Origin of the sequence: Echinimonas agarilytica (genome assembly GCF_023703465.1) — a bacterium.
GTDB classification, from domain to species: Bacteria; Pseudomonadota; Gammaproteobacteria; order Enterobacterales; family Neiellaceae; genus Echinimonas; species Echinimonas agarilytica.
Map to the genome: position 1 here is coordinate 63,889 of NZ_JAMQGP010000004.1, position 18,475 is coordinate 82,363.

An 18,475-nucleotide genomic window follows, 5' to 3' on the forward strand; every position below is an offset into this window, starting at 1 on the left:
AGATGATTCAAAGATTCGATTTTTATCAGTGCTATAGGAAGACCTCATGCTAAATCAGTGGCAACTTATTGCGATTAGCCTTGGCTACATTTGCCTTTTGTTTGCCCTTGCATGGTTTGGTGACTTAAAACGCTTTCAGCTCAGCGATAAAGTGCGCCCTTGGGTCTACTCGCTCTCGCTTGGCGTCTACTGCTCATCGTGGAGCTTTTTGGGAACGACGGCTCAGTCGTCAAACTCTAGTTTTTCGCACCTTCCCATTTATTTGGGCCCGATTGCTTTGTTCTTGTTTGCCTGGCCACTGATTCAAAGAATGATGCGGGTGAGTCACAGCTTACAATTGACGTCCATTGCCGATTTAATTGCCGCTCGATTTGGCAAGTCTCAAGGCTTAGCGCTGAGCGTAACGCTGGTTGCACTCATTGGCACCATGCCCTATTTAGCCCTACAAATTAAAGCCATTGTGTACAGCATCAGGCTGATGAGCCCGAGTTCGTTCAGCGATGCTGAATTAGGCTTTCTTGTGACCGCAGTACTGGCCTCATTTACCGTTTGGTTTGGCATTCGCACTGTGGATATGACTGAGCGCCATCCCGGCATTATGCTGGCCATTGCTTTTGAGTCTGTGATTAAAGTCATCGCCTTTTTGTTGGTAGGATTAGTGATCAGCTTTGTGGTATTTTCGAGTCCTGTCGATCTATGGCAGCAAGCTCAAGCGGCTGGCGTTTCAAAGCAACAACTCGGCTGGCCTGACTTGACGACTCTGCTCGGTTCCACCGTAGTCGTGAGTGCTGCATTCTTATGTTTACCTCGGCAATTTCACGTCATGATCGTTGAAAGTCGGGGCCCAGAGGAAGCCAAAACATCACGTTGGATCTTCCCAGCCTATTTAATGGTATTTGCCCTATTTGCCGCCCCACTCGGAGTTGCTGGATTTTTACTGTTGGGTGATTCCGTTGCCGCCGATGCGTATGTACTGATGTTGCCCCAGCATCATGGTTTTGGTTGGTTATCGATACTGGCCTTTCTAGGCGCTCTATCCGCGGCAAGCTCTATGGTGATTGTGTCGAGTATTGCACTATCGACCATGGTCAGTAATGAAATCATCCTTCCTTTGATGTTCAAACGTGGATTTGAACAACGAGCCCGGACTTTTGAAGACTTTAACCTGCGAGTTTTATTCATTCGGCGAGCACTCATCGTACTGGTAATTTTACTCGGGTTTGCTGCATTTCTATTGGCTCCACCCGACACTCTCAGTAGCTTGGGAGAAATTGCATTTGCCGCGATTGCCCAGCTCACTCCCGGACTGTTAGCCGCATTTTACTGGCGCAAAGCCAACCGAATTGGCGTTGCCTTGGGGCTCCTATTGGGCAGTACCAACTGGCTCGTCTGGGTGGTTTTCCCTCACTTTGGGGTGATTGATGATCCAGATTGGTTGCATCAATTTGGTATGTCGGCACTCACCACTGGCACCTTGCTTAGCTTGCTCACCAATGTCTTCGGCCTTTGGTTTGGAAGCAGCTGGGCACGACCTTCTGTGGTCGAGCGAATTCAAGCGGGGCAATTTTTAGAAAAGCACGACTCCAATCAACAGCTTCCTCGTAAAATTAAGCAAGCCAGTGTATCAGAGCTGACGGTATTGGCCGCTCGTTTTGTTGGCGAAAGTCGCGCTGAAGCTGCGTTTAAGCATTTTGAACGCAGTATGCGCAATCACGATATCAAAGCGCACTCCATGCAGTTCCAGCAAATGCTCAACACCCACTGCGAACGGTTACTAGGCAGCGTGATGGGCGCCAGCTCCGCTAAATTACTGTTGTCTTCTGCATTGGAAGGCCGCGACATTGCCTTAGATGAAATTGCTCAATTGGTTGAACAAACCTCAACCGAACGCTTGGCGTTTAGTCAGAACTTACTGCAAGGCGCGATTGAAAACGCAGGTGAAGGTATTTCAGTGGTCGATACCGAGCTGCGCCTTGTGGCTTGGAATCAACGCTACATCGATTTATTTGAGTACCCCAAAGCACTTGTGGGTATAGGCAAACCCATTGCCGATATGATTCGTTTCAACGCCAAACGCGGTCTGTGTGGTGAAGGCAATGTCGAACAATTAGTTCGAGCACGCCTTATGCATTTAAGACGCGGAACACCGCACACATCTGAGCGAACGTTTCCGGGTGGCCGAGTGATTTTAAGTCGAGGAAACCCTATGCCCGGCGGCGGCTTCGTCATGACCTATTCAGACGTCACATCCTACCGTGAAGCGCAACAAGCGTTAGAACAAACCAATGAAGAATTGGAAATACGAGTCAATGAGCGCACCCAAGAATTACAACAAGTGAACGATGCTTTAGAGCAAGCTAACTATAACAAAAGTCATTATTTACGCACCTGCAGCCACGACCTCATGCAGCCTTTAGAAGCCGCGCGTTTATTTAGCTCTGCGTTGGGGCAAGACAGACGCCTTGATCGAGAACAACGGGCGTTGCTGGGAAATTTAAACACCTCATTGTCAACCGCCAGCGAGCTGCTCAACGATATGGGTGACGTCGCACGTATCGAATCAGGCCGAATTACAGCGGCTCCGGTAACATTGGCAGTGCAGGATGTTTTTACTGAATTAGCCAATGAATTTAGCGCGCTTGCTTCAGAATACAATGTGGAATTTCACGTACAAAAGAACAAACTCTGGATTGAAACGGATGCCCGAATGCTGCGCCGTGTGTTGCAAAACTTATTGGCGAATGCATTCCGTTATGCCAGCGGTCATAAAGTTGTTTTGGGGTGTCGTCGCCATGCTAAAACCATCGATATTCAAGTGATTGATTCAGGTCCGGGTATCGACAAAACTCAGCAAAACAGCGTGTTCCAAGCCTTTACTCGGCTCGACCAAAACAGCACCACAGGTTCTCATGGGTTGGGCTTAGGGTTAAACATTGCACAAGGTTTCTGCCGTATTTTAGGTCACGAGTTGTCGCTCAAATCCAAGCTGGGTTCAGGCTGTGCTTTTACCGTAACCGCAACCCGAGCGTTTGCCTGTAGCATGCTGCCAACCAACACCTACATGCCACAAAGGCAAGCCTTTCAGCTCGTTGCAGGGCGCACGGTGTTGTGTGTGGATAATGATTTGTCAGTACTGCACGGCATGACCGCTTTGTTGAGCAGTTGGAATGCCAATGTTATTGAGGCGCAAAGTATTCAAGAAGCTTTAGATAAGGTGAATGCATCAGATGAGCCCGTATCTATTATGCTGGTTGATCATCAACTCGATCACGGCGAAACCGGGCTAGAGCTGATGGATGCCGTTCGCGAATTGGCACAGATCGATATTCCCGGCGTTTTAATCACCGCTGACCGAAAAGAAGGACTACAAGAGTACGCTGAACACCGAGGCTACGGATTCATGAGGAAGATGGTGAAGCCTGCCCGCTTGCGTGCCATGATTCAGCGTTTTTTAGACCTGCCCGATCATAATGACATCAAAGGGCATGAATAGGCTCAACACATGTTCAGCTTACTGGGGATGAAACTGAGAAAGGTCAAGCTGGCTAATTGCAATGACGGCCTGTGTTCTATTGCGCACATTGAGCTTTTTAAAAATGGCCGTGGCATGAGCTTTGACCGTGGCTTCAGACACATTAAGATCACTGGCAATTTGCTTATTCAGCATGCCTTCAGCAAACATCATTAATATGCGATGTTGCTGCGGGGTTAAACTGGCCATTTGCGACACAATATCGTCATCAACCGCTTGACTCAAAATCGCGTCGTTGGGCACCCAAATTTGTCCTTGCAAGATAGCGATCAGGGCCTGCTGCAACACCTCTGGCGCACTCGATTTAGGCACAAATCCAGCCGCTCCTGCATGCATTGCACGGCGAATGTTGTCTTCTTCTTCATGAGCCGACACCACCACCACAGGCAAGTCAGGAAAGTGAGACCGCACATGCACCAATGTAGAAAAGCCATGCGCGCCTGGAATCTGTAAATCCAACACTAATAAGTCTGCATCTGCATGCTGTTCTAGCAACTTTTCTAAAGCCCCTACAGTGTCCGCTTCCAACCAGTCAACATCCGTTAACTCTGGGGTTGTCTTCAACGTCAGCATTAAAGCCTGACGAAACAATGGGTGATCATCGGCAATAATGATTTGGTCAGCCAAGCGCATTTGGATCCGTCCTGATAGTTCCAGTGAGTGAGCTAGTATTTCAGAAGTTTGAGGTTACACTCAAGCTGTTAAAGACGTTATTGAAGATTTAATCACCCAACATTTTAATGTTTTAGGGTCACGATCATGGAGAGAATTTGATGATTACACTTTACGGTTCGCCACGAAGTCGTTCGTTACGGGTGAGTTGGTGCTTAGAAGAGCTCGGGCTTGAGTGGGTATATAAACGGGTTGATTTGAGTAAAGGAGAGCATCGAAGTGAAGGCTACTTAGCCATGAACCCCAATGGCAAGGTCCCCATGCTCACCGATGACGACCTTGTGCTTTCTGAGTCTTTTGCAATCTGTATGTATTTAGCCGAAACCTATGGCAATGGAAAGCTGTTGCCTACATCCGTAGCCGACAAAGGCCGCCATCATCAGTGGTTATCGTTAATCACATGCGAACTCGAGCAACCTCTTTGGACCATGGGCAAACACAAGTTTGCACTGCCCGAACCACAACGGGTTGAGCCAATGTTAGAGGTTGCTGAATGGGAGTTTGAGAAAATTTGCAATGAATTAGAACCGAGAATGCCAGACACCGACAGTTTATTCGACGAGTTTACGGTAGCCGATATATTACTCACACAAACGCTCAATTGGGCGGTGAAGTTTGGCCAACCATTGCCACCAAAACTGGCCGCTTATCGCAAGCGAAATAGTCAACGGCCAGCATTGAGTTTAGCCTTGGACAAAGAACTCGCTTAACGCAAATTTCATTGGGGTTGAGAGAAGGCTTAACCCCACCCACCCAAACTTCGAACCGCCGTTCCGCCGGCAGTTCCGATGATACTACCAGCCGCAATGCAGGCAAAAAGGGTGACCATGGTGACCCAACCTTTCAGGCTACGAACTCCGTCTTCAGTACAAGTAAACATAATGCTCTCCTGTGAGAATTCAACGTGGCGTGGTGACGTGCAGGGAATGAAGGTATTTTACTGAGCCAAGCTGAACCCAATATGAACAGCCATGAAACACATGAAGAGTGGGCAATCCGTTTGATGTAAATTGCCACTGTTAAGTGAAATTCACTAACGTCTCTTATATATTCCGGCTAAGTGTGGGGCTAAGACTTTATTTGAAAAATTCAAATTAATGATATTTAACGATTTAATTTTATTGGAACACGACTTGCTTGATACTTACTAAAACACGACTCGCCAATAAGTATTCTCGGATACAATCAATTGAACTAACAACAAGGAACTCAAATGCGCCAGACTTTAATCACAGCACTCACTCTGTTCGTATCTACATCCTCTCTGGCATTTGAATGCGTGGTAAATCTCGATATGGACGTCGCCATGACTCCTCAACAAATCGAGCTTCGCAATGACGAATCAGTCCATGTCATCATTCAACCGAGCCAGCTCATCATTGATGAGCGTGAAATCGATTTGAACGCTGCCTCAACCCAGCTCCTTAGCAAATATGACCAACAATTACGCCAGCTCGTGCCCACCGCCATTGGCATTGCTGAAGACGGCCTTGAAATTGGGCTGTCGGCAGCAGATACCGTCATGCAAGGGTTTGGGAGTTCAGCGCAGCAGCAAGACGAATTTAATGCGCTGACACGCACCCTAAGAGACAACCTCACCCAACAGTTTTCTCATGATGGAAATCGCTATTACCTTGGCGCAATTTCAGAAGGCGAGCTCGGTGAAGAGCTCTCTACAAGCATTGAGAACGTGGTTGAAAAAGCGCTAATGATTGGCTTGAGTTCGACTTTTCATCAAATTGGCGATTTGTTTGACTCAGACAAAGGCGATTTTGACCAACAGATGTCAGATTTTGGCCAACGAATGGAAGCCATGGCAGACCAAATAGACCAACAAGTGTCGCCCCAAAAAGAACAACTCATTCAGCGCGCAGAATCTTTGTGCCACCAAGCACTTGAACTGAAAACGACTCAAGACTTATTAATTAAAGAAGTGCCTCAGCTCAGTTCCTATCAGCTCATTAGCCTTTAGAATATTAAGCGGCTCTGGCCAATGCCTCGCCACATTTTCGACAGCGATAGGTCGCGCCACGTTCAATTTTGTTGTGACGTCGAATAGTTAACGAATGGCGCTGGCAACCGCATTCATATGCAAATGTTTGGCCCTGCACGTCGGTCACATCTAAACGGTGTGTTCGTGCAGGTTTCACACCAAATACTTCAGCCATCATATGCTGCCACTGAGCGCCATGCGGCGGCACTCGGCCGTAATATTGATGCACCAACAAGTGGGCTAATTCATGCGGCATAATGTCGCTGACGAAACAGTCGGGTTGAGCTTCGAGTAGCACCGGATTCAGTCGCATTTCTTGAGTGTTCAAACGAGCACTGCCAGCACACGTTCCGCGTTGATTGAAATGCAATTCGGGCGTCGTAAATTCGTGTGCAAACTGACGCGAGGCGCGCTCGATGAGTTGCTGCATTTTCGCTTCAAGTGGCACACGCCAATGCGATTCGGCAAGCTCGCGGCAGCGATCAAAGTTCATAGCTTGAGGAGATTTGGCCATATCTTAACGCGTTTGTTTCACACCCTTCTCCAATGTTAATAGCCCCATGGACTAAGGCGCAAGGCGGTCGATAGTCCAATCATCGCCATCACGTTGATACAAGAAACGGTCATGCAAGCGACGGTCTCCCCCTTGCCAAAACTCGATGCTGTCCGGCACGATCCGATACCCCCCCCAAAACGTTGGCAAAGGCACCTCGCCTTCAGAAAATTTTTGCTTGAGCTCCAAATATTTAGCTTCGAGCACTTGGCGAGCAGTCAGCCGAGCGCTTTGCTTCGACGCCCACGCTGCAATCTGAGACTCTTTCGGGCGCGATAAGAAATAGCGTAACACTTCAGCATGCGACAACTTTTCAGCACGGCCAGTGATATGTACTTGTCGTTCTAACATGTGCCACGGAAACAGCGCACTAACCTGGCTATTTTGTTCTATGTGCAGCGCCTTTCGGCTGCCCAAATTGGTAAAAAACACAAAGCCGCTGGGGTCGGATTGTTTCAGCAATACAATGCGCTGAAATGGCTGCCCTTGTTGGTTTACGGTACCCAATGCCATCGCGGTGGGATCGGTCAGTTTTGCATCCACGGCTTGCTGTAACCACTGCTCGAATAACTCAAACGGGATGTCCGGTAAGTTTTCGCGGCGCAAACCACCTTGAATGTATTCTCGACGAACGTCCGACAAATCCAGCATATTGGCCTTCTCCCATTAAGCATTTGAGGGTCTCGCGGCAGATTGTCAGCTTCCCGACCTATGAATGCAAGTGCATCTCTGTATTATTGATGCAGCACCAAATCTGCGCCTCTCTCGTATTAGTTTATATAATTTACGCATCTCCTCGAATAACGGACTGGATGTTTATGCTCGAATTGTCAGAAATTAGCCATTGGTTTGATGATCAAACAGAAGCCAATGCGGTCGTGAGTCATATCTCATTATCACTTCGCGCAGGTAAAAGTTTGTCTTTGATGGGGAGTAGTGGCAGCGGCAAGAGCACGTTGTTGCAAATTGCAGCAGGCCTAGAGCCTCCTAAACAAGGCAGCGTTGTACTAGCCGGAAAGCCTATTTATCAACTCAATGATTCAGCATTAAGTCAGCTTCGCCGAAATCAGTTGGGGTTTGTCTTTCAGCAATTTAATTTAATTCCTGGGCTAAGTGTTGCCGACAACATTCTGTTTCAGGTTCGCTTAAACAAGCAGGCACATGATGCCGCTTGGTTACAACACTTATTAAACGCGCTTGAGCTGACAGAGCTACAGCATCGCCAACCTCAGCAACTCTCTGGAGGTCAGCAACAACGGGTGGCAATAGCTCGAGCATTAGCTCATCGCCCTGCCATTTTATTTGCCGACGAGCCCACTGGTAACTTAAATGATTCGCTTAGTCACGGTGTGATGCAATTGCTCAGCGACCTTGTCAGCGAAGCCAATACCAGTCTCTTGATGGTCACACATAGTCACGAAATGGCCAAATACACAGACCAAGTGCTGCACTTGCATGAAGGACATCTGCATGCCTCTGCTTAGGGCACTTCTTAGCCACTACCGTCATCATCCACTGCAAGGCGTATTTTTGCTGGTTGGCATTATCATCGCCAATGTGCTGTTGGTGGCAACTCAACTCATCAACGCGCAAGCGCAAGCCAGCTACGCCCAGGGTGAGTCATTGCTGAATCAGCAAGCTGTAGGTTATTTGGTGGCAGCTAATGGCGATGAGTCGTTTGACCAAACTGACTACATTGCATTGCGCCGCCAAGGTTTTGATCAACTGGTGCCAACACTGGAACATCGCATGGTGAGCCAAGATCACGGGCTCATCGAAATGATGGGAGTGGACTGGCTGGCCTTGGCTGGCACCTCCGAACAAGGTTCGATCGATGGCACAACCGATGTAGACTTATCTCAGCTATGGCTGCCACCTTATGGCGTTGTATTTGGTGACATGCGCATGCAGCAGCTTGGCCTGAACAATGGACAATCGCTGCTTCTGGAAAATCAACGGCAGCTTCCGCCAGCCTATGCACAGTCTCAAGACATGGGGCATCGCGGTTTAATGGAACTTATGGCGCTTCAAGCCATTAGTGGTCGAACACAGCAAATTTCGTCGGTATGGGTCATGCCGCAATCGACAGAATCGTTCAATGCACTGCTACAAGCACTTCCTGATTCCTTGCAATACACACCCGCTCCAGAGCCCCTTCAACAAGCGCAGTTAGCCGACAGTTTGCATTTGAATTTGGCCGCTATGGGGCTATTAAGCTTTGTCGTCGGAATATTCTTGGCCTTCAATGCCATTTTGTTTAGCTACACAGACCGAGGCCCGTTATTTCGCCGCCTTCGAATATGTGGCGTAAGCCGCCATCAGCTCAGAATCGCTCTCATCATTGAACTTGGAGTGTTTGTGTTATTGGGCACAGCCATTGGCTACCTGGCAGGCGCTTGGATTGCCTCTAAGTTGCTGCCGGGGCTGGGCCAAACATTGGCGCAACTCTACAATGTGTATATTCAATATCCCAACCGAATGCTTGCGGGAATGCCCTTAGCGCCCTTATTGATGACAATGATTGCAGCACTTGTTTCGGCAGCAATCCCCATGCACCAGATGCTTCAGCAACGCATTTTAAACCGCTATCAAAATGCCGATGCGCAACGCCAAACACAACTTAGAGACAAAGCGTTGCTGGCCATATCCGTGTGTTTAGCGTTAGTCGCGTGGCTGTTGGCCAATCTTGCAACCGAACTTTGGCACGCTCTGGCATGCCTTGCGTGCGTATTGCTGTCGGGTGCATTTGCCTTACCAGCAGTATTGCGAGCACTGCTTCAACTCCTGCAAAAAGGGCTGCCAAGTCACTGGCCGCTGAGCCAATGGCTGATTGCAGACTGCAAATGGTTACTGGGGCCAGCAGCGGTAGCACTAATGGCGATGACCTTAGCTTTGGTGGCCAATTCAGGGCTCAACACCATGATCACGAGTTTTAGAGCGGCAACATTCGACTGGCTCGATCAGCGCCTCGTCGCACCGGTTTATTTTAATGTTGCCGATGCCAAAACCAACATCCAGCAGTGGATAGATACCCATCATCTCAACTTGATTTTGGTTGAACGTCATTCAATGACTCACAGCCAACATACCGATCTTGAAATTGCCTCGCTGCCTCCAACGCCAGAGTATCGTCAAAGCATTGAATTGATGTTGTCTTTGCCCAATGCCAAACAACTGTTTGCTGATCAACAAGGTATTTTTATCAGTGAGCGCCACATGCGTTTAGATCATGCCGAAGTGGGCCAAACCGTCACGGTCTGCCCTGCGTTGCCACCCTTGCCAATTTTGGGTGCATACCGTGATTACGGAAACCCTAAAAGTCAGTGGTTATTGGATGAGGGACTATTTTTAAACTGTTGGCCTCAGCACCAAGCCAAAGGCACCGCCATGTACAGCACAACGTCATTGGATTGGCCATCGACCATCGCTCAGCTCAAACAGGAGTTGGCACTGGGCGATCAAGATATGATCGATCAACAACAGCTTAAACAAATGGCCATGTCGGTCTTTGATAAAACCTTTGAAGTCACACAAGCATTGAACGTGCTGACTCTTTTAGTCGCTGGCATTGGTATCTTTTGTGCCATGAGTGCCATTCATCATCATCGCATTCGGCAACAAGCATTATTGGCCTGTTTAGGCGTCAGTTTACAGCAGCGATTATGGCTGCAGCTAGGCCAGTGGACATTATTTGCCATGTTGAGCATGGCCATCGTGTGGCCCTTTGGCACCCTGCTCGCCTATGTGCTAGCTAGCGTCGTGACACCCACTGCTTTTGGCTGGAGCTTTGCAACTCAGCTGTATTGGCAGCATTACCCACAACTGGCCTTGCTGGCCGCAGCATGTTTACTGTTTGCCACTTTTATTCCCACATTAAGGCTCAGGCGCGTTGCGACTGCCACACTGCTCAAAGAGGTGGATGAATGATGCGTACATTATTCGCACTGCCACTTGCCATAAGCCTTTTAGCGGCACTACTGAGCACTGGCTGCACTGAACCGAAACCGGATGAAAACACCGGCTATCAAGTGATGCTGTCGAGCAATAGTCCGCATTATTCCTATGCGGACGGCTCTGAAACGCTTCGATTTCCAGCTGATCATGGCAATCACCCAGATTATCGGTTGGAGTGGTGGTATGTCACAGGCAATCTTTCAGATGCAAAAGGAAACTGGTATGGCGTGCAATGGACTCTGTTTCGCTACGGTTTAGATGCACCTGAACATTTAGGCGACACACGCCAAATGTTGATGGCTCATGCTGCAATTAGCTGGCAAGGCGGGCATCATCCGATGCAAAAATATTCACGCGCAGGCACTGGTCAAGCCGGTATTGTAAGCCAACCTGACGCGCCGTTTTCTGCATGGATTGATCAATGGCAACTCAGCAGCCAACACCAAACATGGCTACCTTTAGTCATGCAAGCTGGCGATGAAACGGCCAGCATGAACTTAGTATTAGAGAGTGATCAACCCTTGGTTTTGCAGGGCGATAAGGGTTTCAGCGTCAAAAACGAACAAGGATCCGGATCTTACTATTACAGTCATCCTTACTTGAATGTGGCTGGCGATCTGATGATTAAAGGCGAAATCATTAAAGTAACCGGCCAAGCTTGGTTAGACCGCGAATGGTCCAGCCAGTTTTTACTTCCTCAACAAGCCGGTTGGGACTGGCTCGCATTACATTTAGACAATGGCGAGAAAGTCATGGTCTATCATTTAAGAAGCCACGAGGGAGATCATCGGCGCTTTTTATCTTGGTTCGGTAAGAACGGAGAAACGGTGTTAAAAACAGATCAATTTGAGCTTTCACAAAGCCATTATTCATCAGTACAAGGACGACAAATTCCGCAACAATGGCACGTTAAACACACCCAAACTGGACTCGATTTACACATTAAAACGCGTCAAAAAGAGCAATGGATGGATCTTGATTCAGCCTATTGGGAAGGGCCTGTTCAGTTTACCGGCAGCCATGCAGGACAAGGCTATTTGGAAATGACAGGATATGACACATCGCAATAACACTTTTCCTAAAAAAGTATATGCTGAAGCAAGCACTTACATTATGTAACTTGCCAGCAAGACGCTGGCACTGAATAATGGCCATGCACCAATACTAATAATTACAACAAATCAATCACACAAGAGCATTCAACATATGGCAACCATTAAAGATGTTGCTAAGTTAGCCGGAGTCTCTAAAGCAACAGTCTCTCGGGTAATTAACGGCAATGAGCGAGTGTCCCAAACAGCTCGCGACAAAGTACACCAAGCAATGGAAGAGATGGACTATAAGCCCAGCGCCCTTGCCCAAGCACTTGCAACCAACAAATCTCGCACCATCGGGATGGTGGTGAGTGATTTATCGGGCCCTTTCTTTGGCCCTATCATGAAAAGTGCTGAACGCGTCATTCGCGAAGCCGGTTATCAATTAGTGGTGACCAATGGACAAGGCCAAGCCGAATTAGAACGCGAAGCCATTGAATTCATGCTCAACCGCCCCGTTGACGCCATGATTTTAACGGTCTTTGGTTTCCCTGAAGAGGAAATTGTAAAACTGCACCAAGGTGGCACCCCAGTGGTATTGCTCAATCGCCATATCGAAGGCTTTGAGGACAACTGTATTTACCTTGATAACAAGCACGGTGGCTACCTCGCTACTCGCAGAATGTTAGAGCTTGGGCATCAACGAGTGGCATTTTTGGCGGGCCACTTTACCCACAACGACAGCCTTGAACGCTTAGCTGGCTATCAAAAAGCACTGGCTGAATTTGGCATTCCATTCCGCCAAGAATTGGTGTTTGACGATGACTACAACGAAGACGGTGGTCGTCGAATGTGCCAAAAGCTCATTAATCTTGAGCGCGAGTTTACCGCCATATTTTGTGGCAATGACTTAATTGCAATTGGCGCTCGAGGCGTGTTGGAAGAACGTGATCGTTTATCGCAAACTTGCATGGTAGGTTTTGACGATGTGCTGTTTGCTCGTTACCTCAACCCATCGTTGAGCAGTGTATTTTTTCCGGTGGAAGAAATGGGAGAACGCGCAGGCCACATGGCACTTGCAATGGCGCAGTCAAAGGCTTCGCAGATTGGTCACTTACTGCAACCGAAGTTAATGGAACGTGATTCACTCTTCAAATTAAAAGATTAATTGTCATCGTCACTAAACCGTAAGGTTTAGTGACTAATCTGACTGGACGACTCTCGCTGAGAGCCCTCAGCGATGTTCTCACAATGTGTCTAATGCAAAGCACATGAACCAAAGGAACACGTCCAGCAATGACATTAGCCAGCAACCTCATTTCGATTATTACCCCCGCATACCAAGCGCAAGAATTTATTGCGCGCGCAGTGTCCAGCGTTATCTCACAAACCTACACTCAGTGGGAAATGTTGATTATTAGTGATGACCTGCAAGACTACCAAGCAATTTTGGCTCAACAAGGCATTGAAGATCCTCGACTTCGTTTTTTTAGCACAGGTCAAGTTGCAGCCGGCGTGAACACCTCACGTTCCATCGCGTTGTCACAAGCAGACGGGGAGTGGATCACAACGCTCGACGCCGATGATAGCTTCATGCCCAAACGCTTGAAAAAATTGTTACCTATTGCCCAAAAATACAACATGGCAGGTGACAACGTCAGCGTGGTGAATCATTCCAATGGCGAACTCATTCGCACGTTATTCCCCGAGCAAGCAAGTCACTCATTACTATGGCTCGATGCCGAACAATATTGCCAAACCAATATCCCCATGACGTTTTTGTTCCATCGCTCTTTAGTTACACTCCCTTGGCAATCGGATGTGGAACTGGGTGAAGATACACTCTTCAATTTGCGTTTAATGCAAGAAGTTGGCGTGCTGGTACCAATTACTTCCAAATGTCTTCATCGCTACTATGTTCACAATCGCAGTCTCTGCCACAGTCCCGACTCAGCCATTCGTGCAGAACGCGGATATACTCATTCACTCAAGCGTTTGCAATCCGATGGCATGGGGTTCAATACGCCCGATTATCAGCGCATCGTATTGAAGATGTTGTCAGAAAAACAGGCCTTCAACCGCTTTTATTTACAGCAATTGGAGCAAGGGTTCAAAGGGAGCTTTCAGGAGTTCGCTTATCAACACAGTATCGAATCGATATTGCTACGCCCTGATTTGGAGCAGGCGGAAACTCAACCTCAAATGGCTAACAGTTAGAGGGCTTGAACATGTCTAAATTAAGATTTTTAGGTGTTGGTGCGGGGCAATGCCAAACTTTAGGCTGTTCATCCGCTGTATTTGAGCATGCGCACACGCGATTATTGATTGATTGCGGCCATGGCAGTCTTCAACGATATTTGGAGCGCTACACCACTCTTCCTCAATTTATTTACATTACCCATTTGCACTACGATCATATTGCCGACTTACAAGCGCTGTTTTACCAAGCAAGGTTTAATTCAGAGCCGAATAATCGTCCTCAACTATTTATTGCTGCTGCACTTGTGCCTAAACTCGTGCACATGTTCGATCAAGAGAGTGCGGCATTGGCCGAGGGAAACTGCAATATGTGGCAGTGGATACAACTCATTCCCGTCACTCAAGGGTTTTGGCTCAATCAGCATTATTTTAAAATTTATCCCACGCGTCATCATGCTCCAAACAGTTGTTTTTCATTGCACTTGCCGGGTGTATTTTTCTACAGCGCCGATACACGTCCGGTACCAGAAATCATTCATCATGCTCTTAGCGGCAGTGAAACCATTTTTCATGACTGCCGACTCTGCGCTAACCCATCCCACACTGGCTTAGACGATCTGCCACGCGAATATGTACCTGAGGCCATTGAGCGGCTTGTTCTATACCATTATTTATCAGAACAAGAAGGCCGTGATATGCAAGCCAAGGGCTACCAAATCGCAACCCCAAATCAATTATTTGACTTATCGCCTCTGGCCATTGCAAGTACTCAGACAGTGACACCAATCAATAAAATTACATTGTAAAAACAGCTCATTAAATTATGCTGACATACAGTCATGTATTTAAAAGTTGATCAACATCCGATGCCCCATTCCCTTATCAAAGTAGCCGTTACGGCCATCAGCATACTGTTAACCGCGTGCAGCCAAATTGGCGCCAACCGTCTCGAAAGCGACAATGTAAGCTACATTGGCGCATTGTCCGATGCCCAAAAAAAGCAAATGCTGGCGAATATTATTCGAATCCGATATTTGGACATGCCGGTATTTTTAGATGTCAGCTCTGTGCTCACTCAATATAGTTTTGGCGGTTCGGCCAGTACCGGCTATTTAAGCGACAACGGCTTTACTGGAAGCTCTGTGAATGCGGGGGTCAGCGGCTCCTACTCAGAACGCCCCACCATTACTTTCTTGCCTCTGTCTGGCCATGATTTTGCCATCCGCATGATGCGCCCTATTCCGGTTGAGTTCGTGTTTGCCATTGCCCAAGGCGGCTGGCCTGTAGAGGTGTTAATGGGGGCCAGTTTACAACGCATGAACAACGTAGAAAATATGTCGTTTGGTGTGATTCCAAGTCCTGGTAGTGTTGATTTGAGCAAACAATACGATCGCGATTTGCAAGCGCATCTTAACTTTCAAAAAATGCTAAACCTGATGCTGGTGTTGAGTGATAAAGACGCGATTGAAGTTCAACGATCAGGCCCAAATGAACAGCTCTACCTTGTATTTGAGCCCAACCCAGACGACAGCATCAAGCAACAAATGAGAGATCTCAAACAGCAATTAAGTTTAGATTTAGCCACTAATAAATTTGCCATTACCGACAAAATTGCGCATCGCAGTGATAAAGAAATCACCGTCAAAACACGTGGACTACTGCCGATCATGTCAGTCATGAGCCGAGGCACCGTCATTCCAGACGCCCACCAAGACTCAGTGGTCGATACAAAAATTGATCCCAACCAACTCCCCATGACCATAAAAAGCTCAAAAGAGTATCCAGAAGACTCATTCATTGCCGTTGAATATCGAGATCATTGGTTTTACATCGAGCACGACGATATAACCTCAAAGCGGTACTTTGGCTTAATGATGTACTTGTATAACATTCAAGCCCCTGCCAAAGCGCAACAAGCACCGTTGTTGACTTTGCCCACGGGCTAATGTCATACGGCTTCAAAAATGGGATAACAAAAAAGGCTGTTTGCATCAATAAACAGCCTTTTTATTTGTCTAGATCACCACGTTAGCGCTAATAGTAATGCACATCTTTCACGCGGCGCGGCTTGTTTACCGTAATATAAAGCTGATGGACAGTTTTCATATCTAGTGTCATTTCAGTGGCATAATTGTCGCCCACTGGATAACTTCGAACAACCTGAGCCCCACGGATCACACCGTCAACTTTCGCTTTCATCGCGTCATTTCCTAACACCATGTCAGCTACGGTTGATTGGCTCGTTAAGCGCTGACCATAGACTTGTTCGGCAAGTTCTCGGTACGCTTCAAGTTTGGAGGCTTTCATCGCACGCAAAACTTTCTCGTTATGATCTTTGCCCGATTGCGCATTGACCGGCGCATAACCGACGGCACTCAACGTGGGGTAAGAATCCGGCTCAACGTACTCGTACTCAATTTCTTTGTCGTAAATTAGGCTACATCCACTCAAGGCGATTAGAGAAGCCCAAAGCATCAAGTTCACTAACTGTTTCATTGTGCATCCTCCGAGCTTTCATCAACCGACGATCGCACCAACTGGCCATGCTGCAATTTCAGTTTCTGGTGCGATGTTTTACGCGGAGGCTCCTGAGCATACGCTACGCTCGGCACGACGCCTTGCGCTGTAGCCACCACGATACGAGATTTGGCAGCAAACAACTTGGCATTGACCAGCAATCCTTCGGGCTGCTGAGAATAAGTGCCCGTTAAAATGTAATCAATTTCAAGCTTGTCTGTGAGGTCACGATAATCACGACTCAGCGCAAAATCGCCCTCGGGAGTGACTTTAATATAGCCAGGAGACTTGTATTCTATCACCCGTAAACCATTCGCTTGCAGGTGATGAACAAAACTTTCGGCCATTTGGTTACCGAGCAAATTGGTAGTTTGCAGCGTTGTTAAATCAACAAATGATGTCACCGCAATCGGAGTTTCATTGGTCACATAATGCTTGGTGATGAACAGTTGCCGCGCCATATCTTCCACAACACTCGTCATGGGTGTTGTTTGTGCAACCGCATTAAACGCAGGCTCTTTGGGCACTGGCGCCTTAGCTGCGCATCCAGCCAGAGCCGCAAACAGACAGCTAACCATAAAGATTCGAATGGTCGTCATTGTCTTGGGTTCCCCTTTTTAGTGGCAGTTATTTGCCACATGGTTCAATCTGACCAGAGGTTTGCAATAACTATGCCTGTTATAGCGCCAGAAACTCGACATAAAAAGTAGGTGTGGTTTTTGCTTACATTAAAGGCGTGTCAATTTCTGAGTAGAATTCATCATGTTTAGAGCACTCGCATCATTATTAAAGCTTTGCCTGATAGGAGTAGCCGCTGTATGCAGCTTCTCGGCTCAGGCCCAGTGGTATGAAGCCAGTGGCTCCGCGTATGTGATTGATGGCAACATAGAGCGCGCCCGTCAAGAAGCCACCGAAGACGCCATTCGCGCTGCATCCATGTTTGCAGGCGTGTCAGTCGCAAGCCTACAATCAGTCAATAACGGTGTACTCACAGAAGACAATTACTCATTTGAAAGTAACAGCGAAATTGCTCAGGTTCATATCGTGTCCGAAATTCATAGCGGTGATCAAATCACCATTCACGTTCGAGCCGATATTTTTGCAGAGCCCGTCTGTGCCAGCAGCGGCCTAAATCACACTTTGGCTATTGCTAGATTTCCAATCGCGCATCGTCAACAAGCACAGCATGGCAGTATTTTTGAACTTGGAGGGGCCACCAGTAAAGTGCTGCACGGCATGTTCCAAGAGAATAGCCAAAGCGTTCAAAGTCATTTATGGCTCGATGAAGTAGTGGCCTACCAGCCCGGCAAACTCGAACCCATGCCCGAAGTCGATGAGTTAGCACGGACGCTTGCTCGTCGCACCAACAGTCAATATGTATTAATAGGCCACGTACGTGACATTAGCGTCACGCAAGAAGAGTCGGTGAATATTACGTTTTGGACCTATAAAGCCAAACCAAGAACCCTCGCACTAGAGCTTGATTTAATTGATGGCATCAGTGGTGAGCGCGTTGAGCGGCTCCGCTACATCGATTCTGTGGAATGGGATTTTCCGCCCGAGCAAAAGGTTGATCCTTATTCAGCCGATTTCTGGACCAGTTCCTACGGTAAAGCCTGGTTACGCATGCTTCAAGACGTGCAAACAGACATTGAAAACGCATTGGCGTGCCAGCCGAGTATCGCCAACATTGTGCATCGCCAAAAACAAGGTGTGATCGTGAATATGGGCAGTCAAGACGGTATTCTACAAGGGCAAACGGCTAGTGTTAGTCGGCTCGGTACCTTTTTAGATACTTTTGGACGCGTGAAAAATACGCTACAAACATCCGACATCATCCTTCAAGTTCATGCGGTAGAAGCGCGCCAAGCCTTCTTAAAACCTAAGCGTCAATCCGATCTAGCCAATATTCAAAATAACGACGTTGTCATGTTCAAAACCACCCGTAAAAGTGACTTTGACTGATTAAGTAAGACATAAAAAAAGCGCCGACAAGGCGCTTTTTTTATGACATGACACGC

17 protein-coding genes are annotated in these 18,475 nt (G+C 47.6%); 11 read left to right on the forward strand and 6 right to left on the reverse strand.

Annotated features, from left to right (window positions below; genetic code table 11):
* Positions 1 to 46 precede the first annotated feature (46 nt).
* Positions 47 to 3,493 (forward strand): hybrid sensor histidine kinase/response regulator, encoded by a 3,447-nt coding sequence (locus NAF29_RS10345; protein ID WP_251261490.1) that lies wholly within the window; start codon positions 47 to 49, stop codon positions 3,491 to 3,493.
* An 18-nt stretch (positions 3,494 to 3,511) separates the two neighbouring features.
* Here NAF29_RS10345 and NAF29_RS10350 read toward each other — a convergent pair whose 3' ends face one another.
* Positions 3,512 to 4,165, reverse strand: a complete 654-nt coding sequence (locus tag NAF29_RS10350) for a response regulator (RefSeq protein WP_251261491.1) — start codon at positions 4,163 to 4,165, stop codon at positions 3,512 to 3,514.
* Between the two features lie 140 nt (positions 4,166 to 4,305).
* On the opposite strand from NAF29_RS10350, the gene NAF29_RS10355 reads away from it, so the two are divergent.
* Entirely contained in the window at positions 4,306 to 4,914 is a 609-nt protein-coding gene (locus NAF29_RS10355; protein ID WP_251261492.1) for a glutathione S-transferase family protein, read from the forward strand.
* Positions 4,915 to 4,943: 29 nt separating this feature from the next.
* Here NAF29_RS10355 and NAF29_RS10360 read toward each other — a convergent pair whose 3' ends face one another.
* The gene (locus tag NAF29_RS10360) at positions 4,944 to 5,084 is read right to left on the reverse strand and encodes a hypothetical protein (protein ID WP_251261493.1); all 141 of its coding nucleotides are present in this window, start codon (positions 5,082 to 5,084) and stop codon (positions 4,944 to 4,946) included.
* A gap of 333 nt (positions 5,085 to 5,417) precedes the next feature.
* Here NAF29_RS10360 and NAF29_RS10365 point away from each other — a divergent pair, with 333 nt between their 5' ends.
* Complete coding sequence (locus NAF29_RS10365) at positions 5,418 to 6,176, forward strand: DUF2884 family protein (RefSeq protein WP_251261494.1); 759 nt, start codon at positions 5,418 to 5,420, stop codon at positions 6,174 to 6,176.
* A gap of 4 nt (positions 6,177 to 6,180) precedes the next feature.
* Here NAF29_RS10365 and NAF29_RS10370 read toward each other — a convergent pair whose 3' ends face one another.
* Entirely contained in the window at positions 6,181 to 6,711 is a 531-nt protein-coding gene (locus NAF29_RS10370) for a SprT family zinc-dependent metalloprotease (protein WP_251261495.1), read from the reverse strand.
* A 51-nt stretch (positions 6,712 to 6,762) separates the two neighbouring features.
* The gene (gene pdxH / locus NAF29_RS10375; protein WP_285817718.1) at positions 6,763 to 7,401 is read right to left on the reverse strand and encodes a pyridoxamine 5'-phosphate oxidase; all 639 of its coding nucleotides are present in this window, start codon (positions 7,399 to 7,401) and stop codon (positions 6,763 to 6,765) included.
* Between the two features lie 167 nt (positions 7,402 to 7,568).
* On the opposite strand from pdxH, the gene NAF29_RS10380 reads away from it, so the two are divergent.
* From NAF29_RS10380 to NAF29_RS10410, 7 genes are all read left to right on the forward strand, one after another.
* Positions 7,569 to 8,234, forward strand: coding sequence for an ABC transporter ATP-binding protein (locus NAF29_RS10380; RefSeq protein WP_251261496.1), 666 nt, complete (start codon positions 7,569 to 7,571; stop codon positions 8,232 to 8,234).
* The gene (locus NAF29_RS10385) at positions 8,221 to 10,677 is read left to right on the forward strand and encodes an ABC transporter permease (protein WP_251261497.1); all 2,457 of its coding nucleotides are present in this window, start codon (positions 8,221 to 8,223) and stop codon (positions 10,675 to 10,677) included. The genes NAF29_RS10380 and NAF29_RS10385 overlap by 14 nt, the downstream gene beginning before the upstream one ends.
* Positions 10,674 to 11,774, forward strand: a complete 1,101-nt coding sequence (locus NAF29_RS10390) for a lipocalin-like domain-containing protein (protein ID WP_251261498.1) — start codon at positions 10,674 to 10,676, stop codon at positions 11,772 to 11,774. Before NAF29_RS10385 ends, NAF29_RS10390 begins: the two co-directional genes overlap by 4 nt.
* A 136-nt stretch (positions 11,775 to 11,910) precedes the next feature.
* Complete coding sequence (locus NAF29_RS10395; protein WP_251261499.1) at positions 11,911 to 12,906, forward strand: LacI family DNA-binding transcriptional regulator; 996 nt, start codon at positions 11,911 to 11,913, stop codon at positions 12,904 to 12,906.
* Between the two features lie 128 nt (positions 12,907 to 13,034).
* Positions 13,035 to 13,955 (forward strand): glycosyltransferase family 2 protein, encoded by a 921-nt coding sequence (locus tag NAF29_RS10400; protein WP_251261500.1) that lies wholly within the window; start codon positions 13,035 to 13,037, stop codon positions 13,953 to 13,955.
* Positions 13,956 to 13,966: 11 nt separating this feature from the next.
* Positions 13,967 to 14,743 carry an MBL fold metallo-hydrolase gene (locus NAF29_RS10405; RefSeq protein ID WP_251261501.1) on the forward strand — a complete coding sequence of 259 codons (777 nt, stop codon included), beginning with the start codon at positions 13,967 to 13,969 and terminating at the stop codon, positions 14,741 to 14,743.
* A gap of 60 nt (positions 14,744 to 14,803) precedes the next feature.
* Positions 14,804 to 15,883, forward strand: a complete 1,080-nt coding sequence (locus tag NAF29_RS10410; protein WP_251261502.1) for a hypothetical protein — start codon at positions 14,804 to 14,806, stop codon at positions 15,881 to 15,883.
* An 88-nt stretch (positions 15,884 to 15,971) separates the two neighbouring features.
* Here NAF29_RS10410 and NAF29_RS10415 read toward each other — a convergent pair whose 3' ends face one another.
* Complete coding sequence (locus tag NAF29_RS10415; protein ID WP_251261503.1) at positions 15,972 to 16,433, reverse strand: LPP20 family lipoprotein; 462 nt, start codon at positions 16,431 to 16,433, stop codon at positions 15,972 to 15,974.
* Positions 16,430 to 17,053, reverse strand: a complete 624-nt coding sequence (locus NAF29_RS10420) for a FlgO family outer membrane protein (RefSeq protein WP_251261504.1) — start codon at positions 17,051 to 17,053, stop codon at positions 16,430 to 16,432. The genes NAF29_RS10415 and NAF29_RS10420 overlap by 4 nt, the downstream gene beginning before the upstream one ends.
* A 163-nt stretch (positions 17,054 to 17,216) precedes the next feature.
* On the opposite strand from NAF29_RS10420, the gene NAF29_RS10425 reads away from it, so the two are divergent.
* Positions 17,217 to 18,419, forward strand: coding sequence for a flagellar assembly protein T N-terminal domain-containing protein (locus NAF29_RS10425; RefSeq protein ID WP_251261505.1), 1,203 nt, complete (start codon positions 17,217 to 17,219; stop codon positions 18,417 to 18,419).
* Positions 18,420 to 18,475: the final 56 nt, after the last annotated feature.

Coding starts and splice junctions, on each gene's coding strand:
- NAF29_RS10370 (WP_251261495.1), bottom strand. CDS start 6,711: ATGGCCAAATCTCCTCAAGCTATGAACTTTGATCGCTGCCGCGAGCTT.
- NAF29_RS10390 (WP_251261498.1), top strand. CDS start 10,674: ATGATGCGTACATTATTCGCACTGCCACTTGCCATAAGCCTTTTAGCG.
- pdxH (WP_285817718.1), bottom strand. CDS start 7,401: ATGCTGGATTTGTCGGACGTTCGTCGAGAATACATTCAAGGTGGTTTG.
- NAF29_RS10380 (WP_251261496.1), top strand. CDS start 7,569: ATGCTCGAATTGTCAGAAATTAGCCATTGGTTTGATGATCAAACAGAA.
- NAF29_RS10345 (WP_251261490.1), top strand. CDS start 47: ATGCTAAATCAGTGGCAACTTATTGCGATTAGCCTTGGCTACATTTGC.
- NAF29_RS10360 (WP_251261493.1), bottom strand. CDS start 5,084: ATGTTTACTTGTACTGAAGACGGAGTTCGTAGCCTGAAAGGTTGGGTC.
- NAF29_RS10400 (WP_251261500.1), top strand. CDS start 13,035: ATGACATTAGCCAGCAACCTCATTTCGATTATTACCCCCGCATACCAA.
- NAF29_RS10415 (WP_251261503.1), bottom strand. CDS start 16,433: ATGAAACAGTTAGTGAACTTGATGCTTTGGGCTTCTCTAATCGCCTTG.
- NAF29_RS10395 (WP_251261499.1), top strand. CDS start 11,911: ATGGCAACCATTAAAGATGTTGCTAAGTTAGCCGGAGTCTCTAAAGCA.
- NAF29_RS10350 (WP_251261491.1), bottom strand. CDS start 4,165: ATGCGCTTGGCTGACCAAATCATTATTGCCGATGATCACCCATTGTTT.
- NAF29_RS10420 (WP_251261504.1), bottom strand. CDS start 17,053: ATGACGACCATTCGAATCTTTATGGTTAGCTGTCTGTTTGCGGCTCTG.
- NAF29_RS10405 (WP_251261501.1), top strand. CDS start 13,967: ATGTCTAAATTAAGATTTTTAGGTGTTGGTGCGGGGCAATGCCAAACT.
- NAF29_RS10410 (WP_251261502.1), top strand. CDS start 14,804: ATGCCCCATTCCCTTATCAAAGTAGCCGTTACGGCCATCAGCATACTG.
- NAF29_RS10425 (WP_251261505.1), top strand. CDS start 17,217: ATGTTTAGAGCACTCGCATCATTATTAAAGCTTTGCCTGATAGGAGTA.
- NAF29_RS10385 (WP_251261497.1), top strand. CDS start 8,221: ATGCCTCTGCTTAGGGCACTTCTTAGCCACTACCGTCATCATCCACTG.
- NAF29_RS10355 (WP_251261492.1), top strand. CDS start 4,306: ATGATTACACTTTACGGTTCGCCACGAAGTCGTTCGTTACGGGTGAGT.
- NAF29_RS10365 (WP_251261494.1), top strand. CDS start 5,418: ATGCGCCAGACTTTAATCACAGCACTCACTCTGTTCGTATCTACATCC.